Here is a 25,112-nt window from a genome sequence, read left to right as displayed (position 1 = left end):
TCAGCAACTAACTACCCCTGCCAAACATTCTGACGCGCGACACCCGGCGCCCCCACCTCCGCCGACACGGTCGATCTCGGAGCGCTCGTGCAGCAGAAGGATGAACTGGTCGGGATGCTCCGACAGACCAAATACGCCGACATCGCCGCCGCCTACGGGTTCGACATCATCCCCGGCACCGCCACCTTCACCAACGCGGAGACCCTTCTCGTCGACGGACGACCGGTTCGCGCCAGATCGTACCTCGTCGCCACCGGCGCCGAGCCCCACGTCCCCGCGATCCCAGGGCTCGACCAGGTCGACTACCTCACGTCGACCACAGCCATGGAACTCACCGAGCTGCCCGCTTCACTCGTGGTGATCGGCGGCGGCTTCGTAGGTCTCGAACAGGCCCAGCTCTTCGCACGGCTCGGAGTTGAGGTCACCATCATCGGCCGGCTCGCCCCGCACGCCGAACCCGAACTCTCCTCCGAGCTCCGCAAAGCCTTCCTGACCGAGGGAATCACCGTCACGGGCGACCGTGCGGCAGCGATCACCAATCACGACGGCCTGGCCCGAGTCGTCACCCGCACGGGGAAGGAAGCCACCGGTGAACGTGTCCTCATCGCCACTGGCCGCACACCACGAACCCAGCGGCTCGAACTCGGCGCGGCGGGCATCGCGACCGACGAGCGCGGCTTCGTCGTCGTGGACGAGGAGCAGCGGACCACAAACCCAGCCGTGTTCGCGGCCGGCGACGTCACCGACGCGCCGGGGTATGTGTATGTCGCCGCGATGGCCGGGAAGATCGCCGCCCGCAACGCCCTCGGCCACCACGAACAGGTCAATTACACCGGGCTACCCACCGTCCTGTTTACCTCACCCCAGCTCGCCTCCGCCGGCATCACCGAAGCCGAAGCCATCGCCGCCGGATACCGGTGCGCCTGCCGTTACCTGCGACTGGCCGACGTGCCTCGGGCCATCACTAACCGCAACACCCGCGGTGGCCTCAAGATCGTCGCTGACGCCGATACTGGAAGAGTGCTCGGTATCCACGCCCTCGCCGACACCGCGGGTGAGATGATGCTCGCCGCGACCTACGCCATCAAAGCCGAGTTCACTGTCACTCAGCTCGCCGACACCTGGGCGCCGTACCTCACCATGGCCGAAAGCATCCGCCTCACTGCGAACCTATTCCGTAACGAACTCCCGACCTCCTGCTGCGCCTGATAGCAGACAGCTCAACGGGGCCACTTCAAACCGTCACCCCGGGGCCAGATCAGGTTGATAAGGCCAGCCGGCCCTCCTGAACGACACCGAAGGCCCCGCCCAGCACCCGCGTTCGGCTGTTGGGCCTGCCGACTGGATGGGGCACCGATGCCAGCGAACTGTCGCAGAACCAGCAGATAACCGCGCTTGGCAACGGAGTGTTACCCCTCCAGGTTGTGTCCGCTCTGTCCCGTGGGCTATGAGAGCGCCGCGTCGTCCGGTGCCCCCGGTGCCGTTCCCAGAGCGGCGAGCAGGCGAGCTCGGACCCGCTGCTTGCGCTGCTCGAAGAACGAGGTGAAGTCGGCCAAGTCGAGCGGAAGGCCGTCGAGGTCGTTCTCGGCAAGGTAGGTAGCTCGCTTGTCCTCGCTCGGGAAGGCGGTGTCGATCCACTCTGCGGGCAGGCCATCCTGCTTCTCGATGTTGGCAGTCCCAGCAAGCAACTGGAGATTCGGCAGGAGGTTCACGGCAGCCAGGTAGTCGTCGATGCTGTCGAGCGGGACCCCGGCGTCGAGGAGCTTCTTCTTGGTGAACCGGGACTTGGGGAAGATGTGATCTTCATGGAACTTCTTGCTCAGGTCCAGTCCCGGGTACAGCACCGAGAGGACGGAGAACGTCCGCTGGCCGGCGTACTTGAGGTTGAGCAGTTCGTCGATCTCTGCGTTGTCGAACGCGAGGCTCTTGCCGACGGCCGCCATCGCCTCCTCGACCGCCGCAACCGGGAAGCCACTCGCCGAGTTGGTCCGAAGGACATCGCGGATGCGGGTGAGCAGGGTGTCGAGCCCCGACCCCCAAATGCCACGCTTGACCAGCGAGCGGGTCACCCATCGCTGGAGGGCGAGCCTGTCGGCAGCGTCCGCAGTGGAGTCGAGGTAGGAGTCGCCTGCACCCCGCAAGTGCAGGTAGTGCGCGACCGGGACGATCACGCTGTTCGCGGTGAGATTGCGTTCGTTGTATCCGAACTGCTGAAGCAACGTCGCAGCACGCAGCAACGCACCCTTGATCTGCGGCCACGCGGCCTCCACCTTAGCCATGTTGCCTTGGGTGAAGTTGGTGACCTTGAATCGCACGTCCACGTCCGCGATCGTCAGCGCGGTCTTCAGCACCACGTCTTTGGAGAACGAGAATTGGCGTCCGGCGTTGCTGTTGATCTCGGAGACCAGCGAGCGGACTTCCTCACGGGCGTCCAGTTCTTGCCACTGGTTCGTGGCCATCGACAGCAGCAGATCGGAGTACGAGAGCGTGGTGCCGCCGCTGTTGACGCGGACGAAGATTTCGAGCACCTTGTCGGCGTCCTGATCGGTGACCAGGAAGTAGTTCATCGGCTTGAGAACCCGCACCGCCTCGTACAGGTCGTAAAGCCGCTGGAACGCGTCAGCCGATCCGGCGATGCCCCGTTGCTCCAGCTCCCGCATGATCGCCGGGCCAGCGTTGGCGAGATCGAGAACCGCGCCTACCCGGAACCACTTGTCAGCCTCGCCGTCCGCCGGGGCCGCCTCCCGGTCGGTGAGGAACCGTAGGTCGTACTTGGTGCCGAGCTCTTCGTCGTCGGGCTCGTCGACGAGGTTGAGGTAGAGGCGCTTGACGGGGAACGCATCCGCGCTGTTCCACCAGGCGTACTTCTTCTTCTCCGCGAAGCTGCCGTACAGCGCGATGTTCAGCGAGGTGAGCCGCTGCTGCCCATCGAGCACTGCCGTCGTGCCGTTCCCCGAAGGAACCGTTGCCTTGTCCGCGTAGGGGTTGTCGCGCTCGTGGTAGTTCGTGAGGAACTCGTAGAACGTGTAGGACTGCGCGGTTTCGGGCTTGACGTCCCAAAGCAGGAACGACCCGACGGGGTAGCCACGCATGAGGCTGTCGACGAGCTTGGTGATCTGATCGGCACCCCAGACGAACTCGCGCTGGATCGCCGGCATCAGGTACTCGCGCCTATGGATAGCAGTGAGCATCTCCTCGATGCTGCGCGGGGTCTGAAAGGACATGCGGACTCTCTCGGTCAGGCGGGCAGATGGTCAGGCGATGGCATCGTCATTGACGGCGACCACGGTGTCGTAGAGGCCGTAGCGACGCAGACCCTTGTGGGACTCGATGCCGGTGTAGGACAGGGACGAGTCTTCATAGCGACGGAAGGCGAAGACGGCTTGGTTCATGTGGGTCGCGTTGAAGACGCCAAGGTTTACGAGCAGATGGAAGTCCTCGACGGTCAGCCCTGTCACGGTACGGAACAGGCCCGGTTCGAGCTTGGTGATGACGTCCTGAAGAGTATTCTCGCGGAAGTCGGTCAGGTACATGAACGCCGGAATGCGGGTGGCGAATTTGACCAGCTTCTCCTGAATCTGCTTCCGCTTGGACTTGTACTCCTTCTCTTCCGCCGTGAGCTCCTTCTTCTCCGCCGGAGTGATGTCTTCGCCTTTCTCCTTCTTCGCCTTCTTCACGGCGTCGCTCTTGTTCACGACGGTCTCGAAGATGTCGTTGCCGAGCGCGCGGAAGCCTTCGATGTTCATGACGGCGTTGAGGGCGTCGGGGGTGTTCATGATCTTGCGCAGGGTGTCGTTGTCGACGTTGACGAGGATCGCGGACTCCCACTTGCGTGCCAGGAGGGTCGCGGAGGTGCCCGACATGGCGATGTCGAGGATGCCGCCAGCATCGACCTGAGTCATGTTCGACCCGTCGTACGCCAACACGGGTAGGAACTTCACGAGCTCCTCGACCGCTTGCTCGGGGTTCGGCGTCTCCGGCGAGAGACCGGCCCCGTAGTCGGCGATCTGACGGAGCGCACGAGTAGGGGCGAAGTCGAACACGAAGCACACCGGCTTGAGAACGGCTTCGGCGTTTGGGTCGTCCCCTTCGGGATTCTTGATCGACCACGGTGACTGCACGCGGAACGCTGCCTGGAAGTAGGTCTCCGGTGAGTTGAGGTTGCGCAGCATCAGAATCGAGGACCACTGCTTGACGGTGACGCCCGTGGTGAGCTTGCCGCACGACAGAATGATCGTCTTCGTGTCATGGCCATCGCCGATCGCCGCCCGCACCGGCGGGAGAGCATCCAGCCCGATGCCCGCGCCAGCGCCCGCGACGACTAGGACCTTGCAGTCGTGCCAGAACACGTTCTGCTTCTCCGCAAGCAGGTTCGCCATCGCCTCGCAAGCAGCAACGTTGGGCAGGAACCAGAACGAGTGCTGCAGGTACGGCAGGAGCCGGACATCGGAGTACGGGAATGGCGGACGGGTACCCATTCGCATGGCGTCGACCTGCGTGGGCAGGTGAGCGCCGCGGATCAGATCGAGCCACTTCTGAACGTCGGTCTTGTGGGCGAACTCGGCGTCCTTGCCGATTCCCTTTGCCTCGAAGAACTCGTTGAGGTCGAACTCGTCAAACTCCCCCTGATTCGCAACGGCAATCAACTCGTCAGGCATCTGGTACGTGAATAGACGCATCTCCGGGAGTGCCCCGTACGGGTTCCAGGCGTCCGGTTGCGCGACGGCGTACTCGGCCTTGGCGCGCTGCTCGTCGGTGTAGGTCCAGTTGAAGATTTGCTCCTCGATGAACTCACCAGTTGCCAGCGCCTTGAACGGCGTGCCCGACAGGTACAGGTAGGCGCGGGTTGTGATCGGCAGGAAGTCGTCCTCATCGTTGCCGAGCTCGTCAAGCTCCTCATCGAAGGCCACGAGGCCATCGTTGTACTCCGCGGCCAGTTCCTTCTGCTTGACTTTCTCGTCCTCACCCTCGAACAACTCCTTGGCCGACTCACGCCACGCACCGAAGTGGTACTCATCGAAAATCACAAGGTCCCAGTTGGTGGTGTGAACCCACTCGTTCTTCGCCTTGATGAGGCCGGTCTTCCGATCTCGCCCGAGCAGGTCCTGGAACGAACCGAAGTAGACCAGTGGCCGAGTCTTGTCCGCCTCATCCGGGCTGCCCCCGGTGGCCGAGGAGAGGTACTGCCAGCCGTCGAAGTCGGCGTGAGACTCCAGATCGGTCTGCCAGGCATCCTCCACTGCGGGCTTGAAGGTCACCACGAGGACATGCTTGGCGCCGAGCCGCTTCGCGAGTTGGTAGGAGGCGAAGGTCTTCCCAAAGCGCATCTTGGCGTTCCACAGGAACCGTGGCACCGCGTGAGAGTCCTCGGCCCAGATGGACTCGTAGTAGCCCTCGGTCTTATCGACGGCGCTGACCTGCTCCGGGCGCATCGGGAACGTCTCGTGATGGGTGCCACTGAGCGTCACGCCCGTACGCAACTCAGTGATCGCCGTACGGACATCGTCCGGGGTGCAGCGCATCCACTCTCGTGCTGAGCCGAAGATCGGGTTCTCGAAGCCCTTGTCGATCAGCCGTTGACGCACATCTAAGTCGCGAAAGACCGACCCGTCACCGCGCTCGGCGAGTTCGTCAACGTGCAGCATGTAGGCCTGCTGCATCTGCCCTTGAGACTCTCGGATGCGCACATTCACATCCGTCTTCGTTGTCTGCCCGACCTTGAGAAGTCCTGCATATCCTGCTGGTGGATCGTTCGGCGACCACGCGTAGATACGCAGCCTCGCTTCGGGCCTCTCTGGGAAAAGCTCGCCGATGTCTCTACTCATCTGCGTTCAAGTCCATCGGGCGGACGACCTTCTCTATGAAGGCGATCTCGTCGTCGGTAAGGCCATACCGGGCATATAGGTCGGCGTCGGTCCAGCGCTGCGTCCACTCCTGCCTGGGCACGAAACCGTAAACCTTACTCGTGACGTGCTGAGATGCCTTTCGGAGTTGGATCAGCAACCGCGGCAGTCGGCACGACAGGTATGAGAGGGCGCTCTCGGCCTCGCTCCTAGAGTCGAACGGTCCAATGCACAAGTAGGTTTCAGACGAAATCGTGCCGGGTTCGCCGAGGAACGGGGTACTGATGACTCGATGGGGGTAGGTGTCCCTATTTCCCGTGCCAGGCGCCGCATAGCCGACGAACACCTTCCACTTGTCGACCAGGTTGCTGCCCGAGGGGATGGCGTCTCTTGCGATGTAGCCTGGGCTGCCATTCTGGTAGACCAAAACATCATCTGCACCGCGCGTCGTCTTGCCACGGAACGTCGTCTCAAGACCGAACGGCTTTCGAGAACTAACCAGTTCCTCGAACCGTTGCCCCGGAGGGAGTGTGAGGCCGTCGGACGTTCCTGTGTCGGTGGCCACAACTTTCTTGAGGATGGAGACCCCTTCGTTGAAGCGAATGAACACGTCGGCACCGGCCTCGAGTAGTGGCCTCGTATCGACCGAGTCTTCCCATCCCTTGAAGTGGGTCGTGACCTCGCAAGTCCCGGGGTGGTCGCGGTCCCAGAGGAAGTAGCTCACACCGCCCTTGAGGCCGACACCGGGGAACACATCCGAAGCGCTGAGGAAGTCGTCGATGGAGCGGAGTCGACCGTCTTTGAGCATCGACTCTCGAAACTCGTCGAGACCTTTGCCTCCGGAGAACCAGCGGGACGGTATCACCATCGTCAGGAATCGCGGGTCGAGCTTCTTGGCCTGCTCTACGAAGAGCTGATAGATCGGCGCAGCGCTGGTCCCATGACCGCCGTCGCTGAGCTGGTAGGGCGGGTTCCCGATGATGACGTCGAACTGCATGGTGTCTCCGAACAGCTCCGCGATGCGGGCTTTGATGTCGTCGGTGTGGATGAAGGCGTAGGCGTGAGTCTCAAGGTCGTCACCACGGGCGTAGTCATCCTCGCCCGCCCCGCAGTAGATGCACTTGCGGTTGGTATAGACGGCGACTTCCTCGCTGGTCAGTGGATCAGCACGGAACTCCCGCTTCCCGCCGCCCCAGGTGTGCTCCGTGCGCTCGAACCAGATGTTGCCGTCCTCGGTCGTGAATGACCTAGCGATCGAGTGCGGTCCGTTGGCGAACTTCGAGCAGTAGACGCTCCGGCGCGCGAGCAGCGCCGTGAGCTGGGTGATCCCGATGCCGAACACTTGGTGGGTGAGGATGTGATCGACGCGTTCGGTGAGGTCGGGGATCGTCAGGATCAGTCCGTCGGTGAGCCGGCGCACGATCTCGCGGAGGAACACACCGGACTTGGTGAACGGATCGAGGAACGTGACATCGGGGTTGGCCCAGATGTCGGCACCGTCGTTGGCGTCTGCCCACGCGGCAGCAAGCGTGTCGAGCATCTGGTTCGCAAACTCCGGCGGGGTGAAGACCTCATCGTTGGAGAGGTTCGCGATACAGGTCAAGACATCCGGGTTGTGCCCTCGGAGGGCGAAAGGTGCAAGGGTCACGCGGCGGCCCGGGCGATCTGACTGACGGTCATCGTCGGGTAAGTCTGCGCGGGGACGAACAGGTCCTCGTCATCGAGCTCGCCGAATAGGGTTCCCTCGTACGAGGCGCGCTGAGTGAGGTCGTCGTAGCGAAAGTCGCGCCTCTGGAACTTGCCTTTGCCGAGGTAGCCCCACTCGGGAAAGGTGATCGGCTGGCCGCTTGGCACGGTCATGGTCAAGGCATCGCCCTGGACGATGTTCACGGCGAGAACCGCGCGGGCCGCTCGCGCCCACTGGTCATCGTTGCCGATACCCAAGAACGTGTTGAACACCTCGGCGAGGTTGTCGCGGCACTCTTCGGCGTTGTCTGCGAGAAGTTCGATACCGTAGGTGCACATCAGCGCGAACAGTGCGTAATGGCGCTTCTCGAACTCGCTCTTGCCATGCCGAAGCTCGACCGTGGCGAGCTTGCGAGCCAGGACGGGGATGAGAAAGTTGCCCGAGCCGCAGGCGGTTATGTGTACGTTCGGTCAGTGTCTCAATCGACCACCCGAACAACCTCGGAGAGCGATGCATCTGCGTTTCATCAACCACCAACTCGCCGTGCCCACTGACGTCGACGAAGACACGCGCGACGTCTACGCGAGCTCACGTTCGCTTCCCGACGGACTGCCCGTGCTGCTCGACGATCGATGGCGACCGGTTGAGCCCTGGCAGACCTACTTCCGGATCATTGCGGGTTCGACGTCAACGTCGACAGTGCGCAACTACGCGTACGACGCGCTTCGCTTCGCTGGATTCCTCGAAGATCGTGGGACTGACGTGGTGCACGCGTCGGCCGACGATATCGTCGCGTACCGAGAGTGGCGGCTCGGCGGTGGGGATCGCGCAGTCTCGCCGGCAACCTGGCGACGCGACGTCGTCGTCGTTCACGGGATCTACCAGCTTCTCGTGCAGACCGGGCAGGTTCGTCGTGAGCCGTGGATCACCATCGGGAGATCGTCAGCGCTTCGCAACCCGTGGCGGAGTGAGCCAGACATACGCCCGTTGAGTCAGGCGCAGTGGCGCGCATTCCGCGACATCGGCCTCGGTGGGCAAACCGCACTCGGCGAGCTGGATGCGAGTTGGCGGGGAAGAACGAGCTTGCGTTCCCAGGCTGGCGCGCAGGTCGCCGTGACGACAGGGATGCGACTCGGCGAGTTTTCGACGTTGCTGGATGCCGAGCTGCCCGCACCCGCCGGCACGGGTGCCTCCGTACTCCTCGAAGCATGCGCCAAGTACCAGAAGCGGCGCCGTGTCCATGTTCCGCTCACCGCACTGCGCGCCGTCGACCTCTATCGCCGAACGGAGCGCCGTGCCGTCGTTCGCGCATCTGCCAACTCACTATGGTCGCGTCGAGCCGATCTGTTTGTCGTCGACGAGCTCGACGTCTCTGCCGGCGTCATCCGTGGGCGGCTCGACGGGCGCCGGTCGAGATGGCCACTACATCTCCTCCCGCCGCACCTGCGCCGAATCGCGGTGATCGAACGCGATCACGGGCTCGAGGCGCTGGGATTGTTCCTGGGCCGAGGGGGGCTACCGATAAGTCGACGAGCCTGGCATGCCACGTTTGCCGCGGCGAGTCGTCGCACCCTTGAGCTCGCTGAAGTTGAGATGGGAGGGCGCCGAGCGCAAATCACACCGCATGATCTGCGTCACACCTTCGCCGTCGTGCTCCTCAAGGCACTCACCGATGTCGCGCTCGCCCGTGAGGCCGACCGCCGCGCTGGCAACCTCGGACCGGCCACTCTGTCCGAGCACATAGCGATCAACCCGAGACTGACTGTGCAGCGGCTTCTTGGCCACTCGAACCCTGCCACGACCATGATCTACCTGCGATACATCGAGGACACAGACGCACTCATCCAGGACGTGTTCGAGAGCTGGAGCGACGAGGCCGCGACCTTCGCCGACGCCGTCCTCGCGGATCGGAAGGCAGAATGACCGGCCACGACCTCTCCCCTCGTCGGATGACGTTCACGATCGCGGGCGGGAGCAACGACGGCACGATCAGACCGCTGGACTTCGCGCACCCGATCCTGGCCGCTGAGCTCTCGGACGCACTCGTCGACATGAGACGCACGTTCGCGCTGGCTGACGGGACGGCATATCAGTACCGTGTTGCGGTCATCAGTCTCCTTCGCAGTCTCACCAATGCGTGCCCGCGAACCGCAAGCCTCGCATGGGCCGATCGCGTCGTGGTCGACGGGATCCATGAGTGGGAGTCGGGGCTGGCTGCCGCGTACCCCGCCGAGAGCACCATGCCGTACAAGTACGGTCGACAGCTTCGAAGGTTGGTCCGAGTCCACATCGCGAACGGTCGAGACGTCGGCCTCGACGTCGAGCGGTGGGCCGACGGGCAGGTCTTGCATCAGGGCGGCGGCGCGACGCCTCTCGACGAGTTCTCGAATGCCGAGCGTCTTGCGATTCGTGATACCTGCCGCAGCCGCATCCGAGAGCTGGAGGAGCGACTCTCGATCGGACATCAACTGCTCGAGGTCGGGCGCGATCCTCGCGGTGACGGGTGGTCACGCGCGGAAGATATCCTCTGGGGCATCCACCACCTGGGACGGACGGACGGCATCATGGTGGAGCGCGAGGCCATGCTGGCGTGCGACCGAGGCGTCCTCAACGACCTGCACGAGGCGTTCGAAACCGAACACGCGACGACGTATGGAGGCTCCGGCCGGGTTGTCAGGCGATTGCTGTCATATCTCTATCCCTCGAGCGACGACCTGGTCGCGTTCAGGACGCTGCTGCAGCTCGAGACGGGCGCCGCTCCCGAGGAGTGGTCGAACGTCTCACTGAGCGACATCGACATCTCGGACCCCGACACGCTACGCGTCCGTCTGTACAAGGCCCGCGCCCACCGCAGCCGGATCGTACGCTGCGCCACGTCCGGATCTGCCAGCGGCAGCGGATGGAAGTCGGGCGATCTCATCGAGCGGTTTCTCGCTGCGACTTCCAGGGCGAGGGAACTGAGGGAAGCCAGCCCGTCGCCGGTGCATGACGCCCTGTTCTTGAGCGTGTTCCGAACTTCGTCAAGACGCCTTGAGGTACGCCCAGATTCGTTCTCGAAGTCGTTCTCGTCCCTTCTGACGTCGATCACACCTGCCATCTCCAGACCTCACGACGCGCGCCGACTGCGAAAGACAGTCAAGAGTGTGCGAGCGGCGGTGCTCCGAAGCGCCGACATTGCGGCAGGCGATGACCACAGCATCGCCGTCTACCAGCGCCACTACGCGCAGACGACGACAGTTCACGTGCTGGCCGGCGCAGCGGTCAACGCAGCTCAACAGCAGGTCTTCGACCGTGTCAGCGGCCCAGTGTTCGTGAAGGCCAGTGCTGCGTCGATCCGGGCTGGTGAGCGACCCGAGCTTGCGGTGGCTGCGGTTGCCGAGTTGGAGTCGACGTCGACGGATCGAGCCATGAACGTCGCGCACTGCAGCTCACCGTACGACTCTCCCTACGGCCGAAGCGGGCGTCTATGCGAGCATCGGCCATCGATGTGCTTCGCGTGCCCCAACGCGATCGTGTTCACCGACCACCTGCCTCGAATCCTCGCCTATCGCGAGATCCTTCGCGGACACCAGAACGAGATGGAACCCGCCCAGTTCGCGGCAACCCATGGACAGCAGCTCAGGAACATCGAGCGCATCCTGGATGAGTTCACTCCGGCGGAGCGAGAGCGAGCGCAACGCTCCCACGATCTCGACGCAGTCGTCCACGTCCCCATCGCTCAGCGAGGAGTCCACCTGTGAGTCTTGATTCTGCCGCACGCCATGCCTCGAGACTCGCCCCCGCCAGCACCTACTGGCGCGCCCAGCAATCTGTGCTCCCTCATCACTATCGAGAGGAGCCGTACCCCGTCTCTTCGTTCGGTGACGACTCCCGCTGGGACTTGCGCGCACTCGGTTGGAACCCCGCGGCGGGGCGCCACTCAGCGGTGCTGCTCTTCGGCGCGTTCACCGGAGACTGGAATCTTCGCGCCCGCGAGATCGCGATGGCCATGCTCAATCCGGGACACCAGGTCCTTCGTGATCAGAGCCTCTACCTGACCGCCGCGCCCGCGCAGACCAAGACGATCCGCACAAGACTCGACGGACTCAAGAGATTCGCGTCCTGGCTTGCCGAGCACCTCGACAGTGTCCCCCTGAATGAGCTCCACCAAGCGGATCTCGACTGCTTCCTTGGTGACATCAAGCCGAGCATTCCCCCGTCCTCCACGCGCGCAGCGATTGAGTCCGTCCGTGCGCTCCACCAGTACGACCGGGTCATCACAGGTGGAGGGATCCCGTTCCGCCCGTGGGGTGAGGCGACCACGATCGCGCTGAGCGGGCAGAAGTTCAGCGAGGAGCTGAGCACGCCCGTCATCCCACCTCACGTCTGGTGGCCGCTACTTCGCGCCTGCTGGCAGTACATCGATGTCTTCTCGCACGACATCTTCGCGGCCGCCGACAAATGGTCGACTCTCGAGCGTCCACCCGAGGAACGCCGTGCTGTCCGCGATCCCGACGACGCAATCGAGACCTGGCTCGTCGCCGCCGGGTCGACTGTTCCCCTCCATCGCATGTCCGCCGGCCGCTTCACGGAAGGTGAGATCCACTGGACTCTCCTATCGCTGCTCGTTTCCGATGGCCACAGCAAACACCTATTCGCCGAGACATCACGGAGTGAGGTGCGGCGCCGACGCGAACGAATCGCCAGAGCCATCGACGCCGGCGAGATCTCCACTGCGCGCGGTGGCCTGCGCTCGAAGATCACGGACGTGCGGAAGGCCGACGGCTCCACCGGCCCTTGGATCGATGGCTTCGATCCGGCCACGATTCGAGTTCAACTCAAGGTTCTTCGCAACGCGTGCTACGTCTTCTGTGCGGCACTTTCGATGATGCGCGACTCCGAGCTGCTGAGCATCAAGAAGGGAGCGCTCACGACCTTCTACGGTGCGCCCGCGGTCGCATCCCAGTTACGGAAAGGCAAGCGCGGAACGCATCGCCGCAACTGGTGGATCATCGAGCCGGTAGCACAGGCGATCAGCGTCGCCGAGCGGCTCGCGGTGGGCGAAGCCGTCTTCGGATCGAGTCGACGCAGCCAGAAGAGCGAAGGCCAACTGGTGACCTTCGACCGGCACGACGAGTTGAAGAAGCTCATACCCCAGCTCAACGACATTGGGCGAGAGGCCGGCTTCGAGCCGATCCCACACTTTCATCTCGCCCCGCACATGTTTCGACGCACGATGGCCGTCATCACTGCCCAACAACCGGATGGCGAAGTCGCGCTCGGTATCCAGCTGAAGCACGCAGCACGTCGGGCCGTAGCGAACGGCACAACGTCTGGGTATGCGAGCGAAACGCCCGAGTGGGCCGCCGAGTTCGAGCACGAACTGCAGGAGGCCGTCGCCTCACGCCTCGTCGGCATGTGGTCGTCCGACTCTGTCGACGACATCAAGCTCGCCGGCGCAGGCGCACAACGCTTCCGAGACGAGCTCGTGAACGCCACCGCCGAGGTCGACATCGCAGTGAAGGTCGGAGATGAGCGGACTCTGCGCACTCTGCTGCGTGACCGCTTCAGCACGCTGCGGTGGGGAACGATCAACCACTGCCTCGGCGATCCGGAACAGGCGGCCTGCCTCAAAGGTCTGTCTGCCGAGGCTGCCGCAAGCGGTGTGATCCCCAACCGGTGCAAGCCGACCACCTGCGGCAATTCGGTCGTGACCGATGAACACGCGCCCGTGTGGGTCGCCGAAGAGCGCGATCTGGTGGCAAAGCTCCGCGACCGCAGCATGGCGTCGCACAATCGCGAGCAGCTCGAGGCCGAACTCAAAGACGTACGCAAGATCACGAGGAGATTCACGGATGCCTGAACCCATCAGCACGTCGGAACGCAAGCTCCGCGATGCGATGGAGCGGCTCTTCGCTGGCACAGCAGTGCGCACCGACGGCCGTCTCATCAAGGAGAACCTCTACCGCGAAGCCGGTGTCAGCCGCGCGACGATGAACCGCGCGAAGTCCGTGCTCGAAGAGTGGGCATTGCGGGCAGGCGGAACCCAGCCGCGCGATCGTGAACTCGAAGCGCTCAACCGATCACTCGCGGACCGTGGGACACAGATCGCGGGCCTCCGCGCGCGTATTCGCGAGCTCGAGGCGCAACTCACGATCGCCGCGACCGCGGTGGCCGAGTTACACGTCGAGAATCAGCTGCTCCGCGGTGAAGACCCAACGCGCAACGTCACCCCAATGAAGCGTTCCCCCGCACCCACGCCTCGCGGCAGCTGACCGCTTCACGCGCCGGGACTCTCGCTGCAGGTCGAGATTGCCATACCGATTAGGCCTACTCGCGAAGGCCTAATCGGAAGCCTGGGTGCGTGCCCTCCCACGCGACTCCACCGACTGCCTGGGAACGATACGCCCGCGAGCTTGGTCAGAATATTCAGCGCGAGCGTGCACGCGTCGGCTACAGCCAAGATCGTGTCGCGTACGAGGCGAATCTCAGCCGCTACACGTACCAGAAGCTCGAGAAGGGCGAGTCTCGGCCAGGCACTCCCGCGAACCCGTCGGTCAGGACACTGTTGGCCGTAGCGCAGGTGCTCGACGTGGAGATTGGCGACCTCCTGCCGGCCGACACTCCTGATCTCACAATCCGCTGATTCCAACGGTGGGCGCCGAGGCGCCGCCGCCTACCGCAGGAGGCCTAGTCCGTATGGCATTCTGCACTGTATGAGCGCGGCGGACCTGAACCAAGATTCCTTCATCCTGGCTGCCGGGGACCCCTACCTGAGCGCGCTCATCGGCACGATCGAAGAACCCGGGGGCTCCACGAACGCAACCCAAGCGGGGCGACTGACTCTCGCGTGGTGGGATCGACACGGAACCGGCCCATCGTGCGCCGAGCTGATCGATGCCGTGTTCTCGAGCCCCAATTGGGACGACATCATCGAAGACCCGGACCGAACCTTGCTTGAACGCCGCGAGCAGACCGATCTCTTGCACCGCTGGCTGATCAGCTACTGGTCCCGACTCGGCGCGATTGCCTACATTCCGGGACACGACGACGTCGTTCGGCCAGGGCGCATCCACGGCCGCACCTGTGTCAATTGCTGATAGCTTGGCCGGTTCGATGTCAGGAGGTCGCATGCGCGAGATCATCATCGGCGATCGCACCATCGTCGTCACTCATGTCAACACCGAGACAACCGAGCACGGCGACATCCAGAACTACCGCGTCGACGTGGCGGGCGCGGATGCCTCAACGACGCTGTCTATCCTGCGCGCGAGCCGCACCGTCGATGCACGCGTCATGGCATCCGCCCTCGGCACAGAGCTACTACTCGGATACGACGGGAGTGCAGAGCATGGGCTTCTCCGCAACTCTGGCGTTCGGGAGTGGCGCGACGAGAACCGTGGACTCATCGAAGATGCGTGGGAGCAGCTACAGAGCGAGATCGCCCAGCTGCCTCCCGAGCCCGCAGGCGACGCGGAGCGCACTCTCCGGCGGGCGTTCGGCCTCAACGGACCTGACACCGGGGCTTCAGCCGATGCGTGACTATCCGACGTTCGACTTCAACCAGGTCGATTTCGTCACCTCCGACACCCACTTCAGCCACGCCCGCATCAGCGAGCTGGCCGGTCGGCCATACTCCACGGTCGACGAGATGAACGACGACCTTGTACGCCGGTGGAACGACGCGGTCTCACCCGGCAGCGTCGTCCTCCACCTGGGCGACGTGGCGCTCGGCCCGATCGAGGAATCGATCGCGCTCACCGCGCGGCTCAACGGGCGCAGGCTGCTCGTGCCCGGGAACCACGATCGCGTCTCGCCCGCGACCCAGTCGAAACGGGCAATCGAGAGATTCACGCCTATGTACGAAGCGGCGGGGTGGGAGATCCTCCCCGAGGTGATCGAAGGAACGCGGCACGGATACCTACTACTCGCCTCGCACTACCCCTACGGCGGCGACAGCCAGGAACAGGATCGACACACGTCGCATCGCCCGCGCTGGGACGACGGTGTCCCGCTTCTCCACGGCCACACGCATTCGCGCGACCACGGGCCGAGCGGTCACCAGTTTCACGTCGGCGTCGACGCCCACGACTACGCCCCGATTCCGTTCAGCGTGATCGATGGCTGGATTCAAGGGCTTCCGGGCATTGAGACGCGGCTCGAGACAGCGATTCGCGAAGCGCGTGAGCTCGTCGCGGATCTGGACGACACTCCGTTGCCCGCCATGGATCACATGTTCTACATGCAGGGCTACGAGGTACTCCGCATCCAGCTCGAGGAGCTTCTCGAGGCGCTCGGGCCGCAGACCGCGCCAGAAAGTCCCTCAACCTAGCGGCGACGCAGACGTGGCCACCGGCGCTGGCGGTGATCCCCAGATGCGGATCGCGACCTCAGCCAGAGCAGTTGATCTCGACGCGATCTCGCTCTCAGTCCAGGCGTCTGACGCGGCGATCGCGTAGTTGATCACAAGGCTTCGCTGCTTCTGGAACTCTGGGCGTTTGACGTCCCAGGACAGATTCGACACCGCGTTGTTGAAGGTCCCTGTGACCAGAGTGAGATTACCGATGCGGTCTACGGCGACACCGCGCTCGCGGCTCCTGACCACCCAATCTGGATCGCCCTCATCCGCAACGATGGGCGTGGCGTCGTCGGCCAGCAGAGGCCAGTGCGACACCCAGGAACGCGGCATGACGTGTTCGATCTGGAGATTGTCATACTCAACAATCGCGTCGGGTTCGTGAGGGTCCTCGTCCCGAAGCTGCTGGTCGATCGAGCCGAGGAGTAGGCGGATGCGAGCCTGCGACATCCCGTTGTAGAACTGTCGACCTCCGAACGCTCGGCGCACGTCATCGTCGGTCGGCCACGCGAGCGCGCCGGCCTGGAGCGCGCCTTCAATCTCGTCTACGATTGGGCGACCCTCGCTCAGCGCAGACTTCGCATCCTTCAGCACCCTGGCCAGCAGTGAGCCGTAGCCGCGGGTCTGCCAGCCGACAAACGCGCGACGAAGCGCCCACGACTCGATAGCCAGAACAGTCCGAACATGGTCGGCCAGGCTCAGTTGGGAGTCATCCAATGTCGCGAGCCACGTCAGGAGCGGAACCGTCGTGGTGATATCGAGCGCGCGGAGCCTTCGATACGCCAAGGTGAGGCGCCGAGCGGGTGCCGGAAGCTTCTCGTAGATGGTTCGGTACGCCTCCGCGAAGGCGTCCAGTTCCTTGAGGGCCTGCTCTGTCGACGGACCGTCATTGAGATACGTCCTTGCCTCTCGGTAGAGGTGACCGACATTGGCCTCCTCGCCAAGCGCGGCCGTGAGCCAAACAGATAGCAGCACATCGCGCCTGCCCCGCGCAGCGTGGCCTCGCCCCACGTTCTCCTTCCACCACTTGTCGTCGAACTGTGCCCAATAGGTGTTGTAGAGCGACTCCACGTCCTCTTCATCGAGTTCGGCTCGTAGGAAGAGAAGATTCTTGACGAGGTCGATCGCCGACAACGGCGTCTGCCTGCCGTTGAGAACCTCGAAGATCACTTGGGCGTCATCGTTCTCGTCAAGATCGATGACAACCAGCTTGAACAGGCTCGACACTGCGTCTGCCAGAGCAGCCAACCGAGTTGGGTCAATCTCGTCGTCGACAAGGGCATAGTCTCTCGATGCCTCGGCAAAGTATCGCCTCGCGTCCAGATAGAGGTGGTCTGCACCATTGTTCGGTACGGGATCCCCCATCGCGGACGGCCAGACCTCTCGATCTTTGCGTCGCGGCCACAGCTTGTAGATCTCATCGGGCGCCTCGACCACGTCATCAGGATTGAACAACATGCGTCGCACGGATTTCGCACGCTCACTTCCCGTCTCGGTGAGCACATCGAGCAGACCCCGTATGAGCAGCTGTATGGTGGTCAGCCGCTGCTGACCGTCGATGACTGATCTCAGCGCCACGCCGCCCGTGGCGAAAGGAAGGCTCGCACAGACGATCGCACCCAAGAAGTGGGGGGATATCGACTGCTCTCTCGTCTTGAGCTTCGAACCTTCGTCTCCACTCGTCCGGACATCGATAAGCCGGTCGGCGGTTGTGGCGAGGTCGTCGAAGAGTAGCTCCCACTGCCCCTTTCGCGTCCACTCGTAGTCGCGCTGAAATGTGGGGATCACGTAGCGCCGCTCGGGCTTGAGGATCTCCTGTAGTGGGTAGGTCTTGGCGTCCAAGTCGTTGCGCTCCTCGGTGCTTCACATCGTCGACGTAGGTCGAGACTAGGACACCCAGGTGCTGACACGTCGTCTGGCTGAGTCGAGCGCCGAACTTGCTGTCAACAGGCCCAGACCCTGTCGATGTGAGAAGGTCAATTGAACCCCGTCACCGAAGAGGTAGCCCACGTGTCGAGCATCACCACAACCCCGCCACTCCCTGAGGCAGGGCAGGTCGTCGAAGTCCGCGGGAGCACGTGGGCGGTCTCGAACGTCCAGACACAGGGACTGCCACGCAGCCCTGCTGACGACGCCGTCGCACAGCTGAGCCATGTCGTCGATCTTCAGTCCCTCGACGAGGGCAGCCTTGGCGCGCAGCTGAGCGTCGTGTGGGAGCTCGAAGTCGGCCACACGGTCACGCCAGCGCAGGGGCTTCCCGATCTGATCCACCCCAGTGACTTCGACCCACCGGAAGTGCTCGCGGGCTTTATCGACGCGATGCGGTGGGGAGCCGTCACAAGTGCGGACCCGAACCGCTACCAAGCCCCCTTCTGGTCGGGCGCGAATGTGGAGGCGTACCAGCTCGAACCGCTCCGCCGCGCGCTCGGAGCGCCGCGGGCGAACCTTCTGCTCGCGGACGACGTGGGGCTCGGCAAGACGATCGAAGCAGGCCTTGTCATCCAGGAGCTGTTCCTGCGGCACCGTGCCCGCACGGCGGTGATCGTGTGCCCGCCGAGCCTGGCTCTCAAGTGGCGGGACGAGATGCGCGAGAAGTTCGGCCTGGAGTTCACCATCGTGAACTCTGAGCTGATGGCTGAGGTTCGCCGCACGCATGGGCTTCAGGCCAACCCGTTCCAGATCTTCCCGCGGGTGATCGTGAGCATGGCGTGGTTGCCCCAGGTGCGGGCGCAGCGCCTGCTGCGCGACGTCTACACGCAGACGGGCAACCCGAAGACCGGCAGTCGGTATGCGTTCGACGTCTTGGTGGTCGACGAAGCGCACCACGTCGCACCGTCGAGCCCGTCGGCGATTGCCGGTGGACGCGGGTATGCCGTCGACACCCAGCGCACGGTCGCCGTGCGCGAGCTCGCCGAGAAGTGCGAGCATCGGCTGTTTCTGAGTGCGACGCCGCACAATGGCCACCCCGAGTCGTTCACCGCGCTGATGGAGATGATCGACCCTCGCCGATTCGCCCGTGGCGCGAACCTCGACTCGACTGCGCTCAAGGACGTGACGGTTCGTCGCCTGAAGACCGACTTGACCGGGAAGGGATTCAAGAAGCGCAAGGTCAGCATGATCCCGTTCGATCCGGCTGACGACGAGCAAAGGATGTTTGCCCTGCTCGATGAGATCGTGACGAGGAGCGCGAAGCTGAATGGCACGAAGCCAACCGGCGACATCGTGACGATGCTGCTGAAGAAGCGGTTCTTGTCAAGCCCGTTCGCGTTCGGGATGACACTGAGCAACTACCTCGCCTCGAAGGCGGGTCGCGGGCTGTCCGAGGACGAGTACGACGACATCTTCGGCGAGGGACAATCTGACGAGGAAGAGGGCCTGTGGGAGCAGGACGAGTCGGAGAAGCTCCGCGAATCCAAGCAGTCCGATCCACTCAGCGCCGCCGAGCCAGGCCAGCTTGAGACCCTGGCGAACTGGGGCCTGGGCTATGAGAGCCGCGCCGACTCCCGTCTCGACCAACTGATCAGATTCCTTGATGGTGTCTGCCGCCCCGACGGCAAGCTCTGGTCAAACGAGCGCATCGTGGTGTTCACCGAGTATGCTCACACGGTCGAGTGGCTGACGCGCGTGCTTAGGCAGAAGGGGTACAACGACGACCGACTGGCGGTCATCCAGGGCTCGACCCCGCCGGAGGAGCGCGAGTACATCCGCTCCCAGTTCACCGCCGATCCGTCCAAGGAACCGGTGCGAGTGCTGCTCGCCACCGACGCCGCGGGCGAGGGCATCGACTTGCAGACCTATTGCCACCGGCTGGTGAACTTCGACATCCCCTTCAACCCGTCGCGCCTAGAACAGCGCATCGGACGTATCGACCGATACGGCCAGACTCAGCAGCCCGAGGTCTGGCACTTCGTGCCCGAACAGGAGTCCTCGACCTACGGCTCGGACCTACGCTTCATGGAGATCATCGCCCGCAAGATCGCGCAGGTGGAGTACGACCTCGGTTCGGCCAACCACGTCGTCGGCGCGGAGATCCAGGGCCACTTCGGCAAGCGTGCCGCGACGAAGGCGAAGTCGAAGGGCGTGGACACCAACGAGGTGATCAACCAGGCGCTGGCCGGCGGCATGGAACTCAACGCCCGCCTGACGCAGCTTGAGCAGGGATACGACGCGTCCCGGACGGAGATGCACCTCGATCCGGCGAACCTGCGCCGCGTCGTCGATACCGCGCTGCTAATCAACCACCAGTCGCCGCTCGTCCCGAACTACGACTTCGCCCAGGACACCGACGCCGAGGTCTTCACCGTGCCGAGCCTCACTGCCGGGTGGCGTGACACGCTGCGCGGCCTCGACACCCGGCTCGACCCGGGTGTGTTTCGACCGATCACCTTCGACCCGGATGCCGCCGACGGTCGAGCCGACCTCGTGTACGTACACCTCGGGCACCCGATCGTTCAGAAGGCGCAGCGCCTTCTACGGCGCTCATTGTGGAGCATTGACTCCACGCTGCGCCGCGTTACGGCGGTCGTCGTCGATGACCTTGAGGAGTCCTTCGTCGCGGCAGTCACGCGCATGGTGCTCGTTGGACGCGGGGGCGTCCGACTCCACGAAGAGGTGTTCCTCGCCGGTGTCCGTCTGCGCGGGCGGCGCGCGATGGCCGAAGAACGCGCGGAGGCCGCACTCGATGCCGCACTCGACCAGGAAGACCTGGCCCTCGCCGATGATCGCGTGCGCGACCAGCTCTGCGACCTGTGGAATGTGCCCGACGCGCCGCTCCGTCTCCGTTTGGAGGAGTCCATGCGGGCGCGTGCGGATCGCAAGCAGGCCCAGGTGACCGAGCAGCTCCAGCGCCGCGAGGCCGCCGACGTGCAACGCGCACGGGACATCTTCGCTGCGTTCCGCGCGAACCTCCGCGATTCCCTCGCGCGGCTCCGCGCGGAGGAGACCGAAGCGCAGGGGCAGCTGTTCACCGATGCCGACCAGGAGCGCCAGTGGCGACGCGACCGGGAGGCCATGCAGCGCCGCCTCGATGAGCTCGACGACGAAGAGGCACGAGAGATCACCGCGATCAAGGACAGGTACTCCGACGTGAAGCCCCACACGACCGCCGCCGCCGTCGTCTTCGCACTCACCCGCAACGACGCAGACGGGTGGCGCGACTGATGGTACGCCGACCCGTACGCGACCGCCCTGCCAAGACTGCCGCCGAACTGCACCGCGTCTGGCTCGAACTCGTCGACACCGAAGGCCCGTTCCTCGCCATCCCGCCGCTTAAGCGAGTCTGGCCCGAAGGGATGCCACAGCTCGCCGAGGCGCGTAAGTCCGCCCTCTCGGACGCCCGCAAGGACTTCGAGTCCGCCTGGGAGCGCTATGACCGCAGCCCCGGGTCCGACATCGCACTAGACACGTATCGCGCGGCCCGCGACAAGTGGGTCGAGACCGTGCTGCGCGACGTCGCAGGCTGGGCCGAGTCACTCACGTGGGGTGACGTCCCGGGTATCGCCGCACAGTCACCAAATCGCGCGGTAACCGTCCGCGCGCAGGCGGCTCTCGACGGAGACGACGGGATCGGCGCCATCGTGCATACGATCGACCCGGTCGACTCCCTGCGCGAAGTCCCGGGGGACCTGTGGGCGGCCAACCCCGTCGATCGTGTCGAGGCGATGCTGCGCGAGAGCAGGGTGCCGATCGGCATCGTCACCGACGGCCGATGGTGGGGGCTCGTCTGCGCACGCGAGAACGCGATGGTCGCCTCCGGCGTCGTCGACGCGCTCACGTGGACAGAGGAACCGCGCACCCGCGATGCGTTCCTGGCCCTGATCGGACGCCAGTACCTCATCGGAGGCGACCCCGCCGAGCGACTTCCGGTGCTCTTCGAAGAGTCCGTCGCCGCTGCCGAGGAGATCACCGAGGCGCTGGGCGCCCAGGTGCGCCGTGCGGTCGAGCTACTCATCCAGTCCTTCTCCGAGTCCGCGGCCGACGCGAAGCGGCGCAGCCTCCCCGACCCTCTCCCGCGCCGCCCGCACGACAGCTACGAGGCTGCCGTCACGGTGATGATGCGCGTCGTCTTCTTGCTCTTTGCCGAAGAGCGCGGGCTGTTGCCGCAGGGTGAGCTGTTCGACCAGGGCTACGGCATCGCCGGCGAACTCGACCAGCTCATCGCCCGCGAGTCGGCCGAGAGCGAGGAGGCCCTCGACGCCACCTCCCTCACCTGGCACCGGCTGCTGGCGACCAGCAACGCCCTCTACCGCGGTGCGACCTTCGAGAACCTGCGAATGCCCGCCTACGGCGGCTCGCTGTTCGACCCGGCGCGGTTCCCCTTTCTGACCGCGACGAGCGAGGTCGGAACCCTCGGCGTGACCGTCTCCGATCGTGTCATGTTGCATGTCCTCCGCGCGGTGCAGATTGCCCAGATCAAGGGCGAGGCGCGTCACATTTCGTTCCGCGACATCGACGTCGAGCAGATCGGCTACATGTACGAGGGCCTGCTCGGGTACACCGCAACGGTCGCCCCCGAAGTGGTGCTCGGCGTACTCGGCACCCGCGGCGAGGAACCCGAGATTCCCTTGGCGAAGCTGGAGGAACTCGCCGCCACGCACAATGACCGCAAGCAGCTCGCCAAGGCGATCCGCGAGTGGATCGGGACCGACCAACCATCGGCGAAGCCGTCGTCCGAGGCCGCCATCGCCAAGGCCATCGACGCCGCGGTCGACCCAGGAATCGTCAGTGCCCTCACCCAGGCTGTCGGCGACGACCCTGACTTACGTGAACGCGTCAAGCCCTGGCTCGGGCTCGTACGGCTTGACCTGCGCAATCGACCGTTTGTTGTCCTCGAAGGTGCGCTCCTAGTCACGGAGACGCCGTCGCGGAAGAATGCCGGAGCGCACTACACGCCAAAGTCGCTCGCCGAAGACGTGGTCAAGTACGCACTGGAGCCGCTCGTGTACGCCCCCGGTCCGCATCAAACGGTAAGCCGTGAGGAGTGGAAGCTCAAGACCCCCTCGGACATCCTCAACCTCAAGGTGGCGGACATCGCCTGCGGTTCGGGTGCGTTCCTCGTGGCGGCGGCACGCTTTCTCGCCGACCGGCTCGTTGAGGCATGGGTCGCGGACAACGCCCTGTGGACCGGCCGCAAGGACCTGCGGACCCTTGCAATCCGCGAGGTCGTCGCCAAGTGCCTCTACGGTGCCGACATCAATGAGATGGCGATCGAGATGTGCAAGCTCTCACTCTGGCTCGTCTCCCTCGACCGCGACCTACCCTTCTCGTTCGTCGATGACAAGGTGTTCCTCGGCAACTCGCTGCTCGGCCTCACCGACCTCGAGCAACTCCGAGCTATGCACATTGATCCGGCCAAGGCCAACCGGCAGCAGGGCATGCTCGACATCTTCGAGGTCGACACCGACTCGATCATCAAGCGCACGGTCGAGCTACGGGAAGGCCTGGCGTCTCCGGTCGAGCCTGAGGACAGTCCGGCCCGATCCGCGGCCGCAAAGCGGCGACAGCTCGCGCAGCTTCACGAGGTCACGGCCGATCTTCGCAAGCTCGCCGACGGCGTGGTCGCCACCGGACTAGCACTCGGCGGCAAACCCGGCCGTGCGCTCGACGCTGCCTACGAGGACCTGCGCGAAGCGGCGCGCAAGGCATACCCCAGTGATCGCGGCGAAGCCGACTCCACTTGGCTCGACTCGAAGATCGACCAAGGGCTCACTCCGACTGTCGAGACCGACTACACCCGCTGGCAACCGCTCCACTGGATCATCGAAGCCGCCGACGTGATGGTCGACCATGGAGGCTTCGACGCCATCATCGGCAACCCGCCGTTCCTCGGCGGTCAGAAGCTCACCGGCGCGATGGGCACGAACGTTCGCGACTGGTTCGTCAACGTGCTGGCCGGAGGACGCCGCGGAAGCGCCGACCTCGTCGCCTACTTCTTCCTGCGCGCTACCTCGCTCTTGCAGGTGAAGGGCACCCTCGGCCTCATCGCGACCAACACCGTCGCGCAAGGTGACTCGCGCGAGGTCGGACTCGATGCGATGGTCGCCGACGGGTTCACCATTACGCGGGCGATTCAGAGCCGGTCGTGGCCAGCGTCAAGCGCGAACCTCGAGTACGCCGCAGTGTGGGGCAGCCTCAGCCCGGTAGGCGAGGACGTACCGCGCATCGCCGATGACACCGAAGTCCGGAGGGTCAGCACACTGCTTGAAGCGCAAGGTCGAGCCGAGGGCACTCCGGTTCGCCTTGCAGAGAACCTTGGCCTAGCGTTCCAGGGCTGCATCGTCCTGGGCATGGGGTTCGTGCTCGAGCCGGAAGAGGCGCAAGAGTGGATTGCCGCCGATCCCCGCAACGCTGAGGTGCTGTTCCCGTACCTCAATGGCGAGGATCTCAACCAGCGACCCGACGCCTCTGCCTCTCGATGGGTCGTCGACTTCGATGGTCGCTCGCAGGAAGAATCCGCCGGGTTCCCGTTACCGTACCAACGACTTTCCGAGCAGGTTCGGCCGGAGCGAGCGCGCAAGCCCAAAGCCGTCCGTGAAGCACCCTGGTGGCTCTTCTTACGATCCCGTCCCGCGATGCGCGGAGCCATCGCGGAGTTGTCTGAGGTCTTGGTCATCGCGCGTGTCAGCAAGACCGTCATGCCGATGCGTGTTCCGACCGGGCAGGTGCCGAGTGAGGCGTGCGTCGTCTTCGCGTCCGACAGCTACAGTGCCCAAGCAGTCTTGTCATCGAGCCTGCACCAACTCTGGGCGATCACGTACGGCTCTGGGATGCGGAACGATCCCCGATACACACCCTCCGATGTTTTCGAAACCTTCCCGCGACCTGATGCAACCGGTGAGGTCACGGGTCTGGGGATGGCACTCGACAGTGAGCGCCGAGCGATCATGATTCGCAGGGGCCTTGGCCTCACGAAGCTCTACAACCTGGTGAACGATCCAGAGGTGAGCGCGGCCTCGGATCGCGATGTGCACCGCATGCGCGAGCTACACGTTGAGCTGGATCGCGCCGTTCTCGACGCCTACGGATGGTCGGACATCAGAACTGACCATGGATTTCACACTTTCAGGAAGATGCAGCGCTGGACTGTCAGCACAGCTGCGCGCGTCGAACTCCTAGACCGTCTGCTTGAAGAGAACCACCGGCGAGCCGAAAACGAGTCCCCGAACGCAACACTCAGCGAGGGAGCAGCCTTTAGTGTCGAGGACAACGAGAATGACGAGGGCGGCCTGCTGTTCAGGTAGCACTATTG

General features: G+C 64.2%; 16 protein-coding genes. 11 read left to right on the top strand and 5 right to left on the bottom strand.

Annotation, left to right across the window (positions count from 1 at the left end):
• Nucleotides 1-87 precede the first annotated feature (87 nt).
• Nucleotides 88-1,209: an FAD-dependent oxidoreductase gene (locus AB2L57_RS06245; RefSeq protein ID WP_409048342.1), complete on the top strand. Its 1,122-nt coding sequence runs from the start codon at nt 88-90 to the stop codon at nt 1,207-1,209.
• A 236-nt stretch (nt 1,210-1,445) separates the two neighbouring features.
• Here the strand turns inward: AB2L57_RS06245 and AB2L57_RS06240 are convergent, their stop codons facing one another.
• From AB2L57_RS06240 to AB2L57_RS06225, 4 genes are read right to left on the bottom strand one after another with little or no spacing between them, the layout of a single operon-like run.
• Complete coding sequence (locus tag AB2L57_RS06240) at nt 1,446-3,224, bottom strand: DUF262 domain-containing protein (RefSeq protein ID WP_409048341.1); 1,779 nt, start codon at nt 3,222-3,224, stop codon at nt 1,446-1,448.
• Nucleotides 3,225-3,254: 30 nt separating this feature from the next.
• On the bottom strand, nt 3,255-5,825 hold the full coding sequence (locus tag AB2L57_RS06235; RefSeq protein ID WP_409048340.1) for a DEAD/DEAH box helicase family protein: 2,571 nt from the start codon (nt 5,823-5,825) through the stop codon (nt 3,255-3,257).
• Nucleotides 5,818-7,446 (bottom strand): Eco57I restriction-modification methylase domain-containing protein, encoded by a 1,629-nt coding sequence (locus tag AB2L57_RS06230; RefSeq protein WP_409048339.1) that lies wholly within the window; start codon nt 7,444-7,446, stop codon nt 5,818-5,820. The genes AB2L57_RS06235 and AB2L57_RS06230 overlap by 8 nt, the downstream gene beginning before the upstream one ends.
• Before the next feature lie 41 nt (nt 7,447-7,487).
• A complete protein-coding gene (locus AB2L57_RS06225; RefSeq protein ID WP_409048338.1) occupies nt 7,488-7,868 on the bottom strand; it encodes a hypothetical protein in 381 nt (126 codons plus the stop codon).
• Nucleotides 7,869-7,965: 97 nt separating this feature from the next.
• On the opposite strand from AB2L57_RS06225, the gene AB2L57_RS06220 reads away from it, so the two are divergent.
• From AB2L57_RS06220 to AB2L57_RS06185, 8 genes are all read left to right on the top strand, one after another.
• Nucleotides 7,966-9,453, top strand: a complete 1,488-nt coding sequence (locus tag AB2L57_RS06220) for a tyrosine-type recombinase/integrase (RefSeq protein ID WP_409048337.1) — start codon at nt 7,966-7,968, stop codon at nt 9,451-9,453.
• A gap of 26 nt (nt 9,454-9,479) precedes the next feature.
• Nucleotides 9,480-11,270 carry a hypothetical protein gene (locus AB2L57_RS06215; RefSeq protein ID WP_409048336.1) on the top strand — a complete coding sequence of 597 codons (1,791 nt, stop codon included), beginning with the start codon at nt 9,480-9,482 and terminating at the stop codon, nt 11,268-11,270.
• The gene (locus AB2L57_RS06210) at nt 11,267-13,372 is read left to right on the top strand and encodes a hypothetical protein (RefSeq protein ID WP_409048335.1); all 2,106 of its coding nucleotides are present in this window, start codon (nt 11,267-11,269) and stop codon (nt 13,370-13,372) included. Before AB2L57_RS06215 ends, AB2L57_RS06210 begins: the two co-directional genes overlap by 4 nt.
• Nucleotides 13,365-13,784, top strand: a complete 420-nt coding sequence (locus tag AB2L57_RS06205; RefSeq protein ID WP_409048334.1) for a hypothetical protein — start codon at nt 13,365-13,367, stop codon at nt 13,782-13,784. Before AB2L57_RS06210 ends, AB2L57_RS06205 begins: the two co-directional genes overlap by 8 nt.
• A gap of 89 nt (nt 13,785-13,873) precedes the next feature.
• Complete coding sequence (locus AB2L57_RS06200; RefSeq protein WP_409048333.1) at nt 13,874-14,155, top strand: helix-turn-helix transcriptional regulator; 282 nt, start codon at nt 13,874-13,876, stop codon at nt 14,153-14,155.
• Nucleotides 14,156-14,225: 70 nt separating this feature from the next.
• On the top strand, nt 14,226-14,609 hold the full coding sequence (locus AB2L57_RS06195) for a hypothetical protein (RefSeq protein ID WP_409048332.1): 384 nt from the start codon (nt 14,226-14,228) through the stop codon (nt 14,607-14,609).
• Between the two features lie 31 nt (nt 14,610-14,640).
• Nucleotides 14,641-15,051, top strand: coding sequence for a hypothetical protein (locus AB2L57_RS06190; RefSeq protein ID WP_409048331.1), 411 nt, complete (start codon nt 14,641-14,643; stop codon nt 15,049-15,051).
• Nucleotides 15,044-15,841, top strand: coding sequence for a hypothetical protein (locus AB2L57_RS06185; protein WP_409048330.1), 798 nt, complete (start codon nt 15,044-15,046; stop codon nt 15,839-15,841). Before AB2L57_RS06190 ends, AB2L57_RS06185 begins: the two co-directional genes overlap by 8 nt.
• On the opposite strand, the gene AB2L57_RS06180 is transcribed toward AB2L57_RS06185, so the two are convergent.
• The gene (locus tag AB2L57_RS06180) at nt 15,833-17,707 is read right to left on the bottom strand and encodes a DUF262 domain-containing protein (protein WP_409048329.1); all 1,875 of its coding nucleotides are present in this window, start codon (nt 17,705-17,707) and stop codon (nt 15,833-15,835) included. The two genes, AB2L57_RS06185 and AB2L57_RS06180, sit on opposite strands and share 9 nt — an antisense overlap.
• 168 nt (nt 17,708-17,875) lie before the next feature.
• Here AB2L57_RS06180 and drmD point away from each other — a divergent pair, with 168 nt between their 5' ends.
• Together drmD and AB2L57_RS06170 are read left to right on the top strand one after the other, a co-directional pair.
• Nucleotides 17,876-21,025: a DISARM system SNF2-like helicase DrmD gene (gene drmD, locus AB2L57_RS06175; protein ID WP_409048328.1), complete on the top strand. Its 3,150-nt coding sequence runs from the start codon at nt 17,876-17,878 to the stop codon at nt 21,023-21,025.
• Nucleotides 21,025-25,104: an Eco57I restriction-modification methylase domain-containing protein gene (locus AB2L57_RS06170; RefSeq protein WP_409048327.1), complete on the top strand. Its 4,080-nt coding sequence runs from the start codon at nt 21,025-21,027 to the stop codon at nt 25,102-25,104. The genes drmD and AB2L57_RS06170 overlap by 1 nt, the downstream gene beginning before the upstream one ends.
• Nucleotides 25,105-25,112: the final 8 nt, after the last annotated feature.

This window comes from Microbacterium sp. HA-8 (genome assembly GCF_046111165.1).
GTDB lineage: Bacteria > Actinomycetota > Actinomycetes > Actinomycetales > Microbacteriaceae > Microbacterium.
This window is presented reverse-complemented; position numbering and strand designations above follow the sequence as displayed.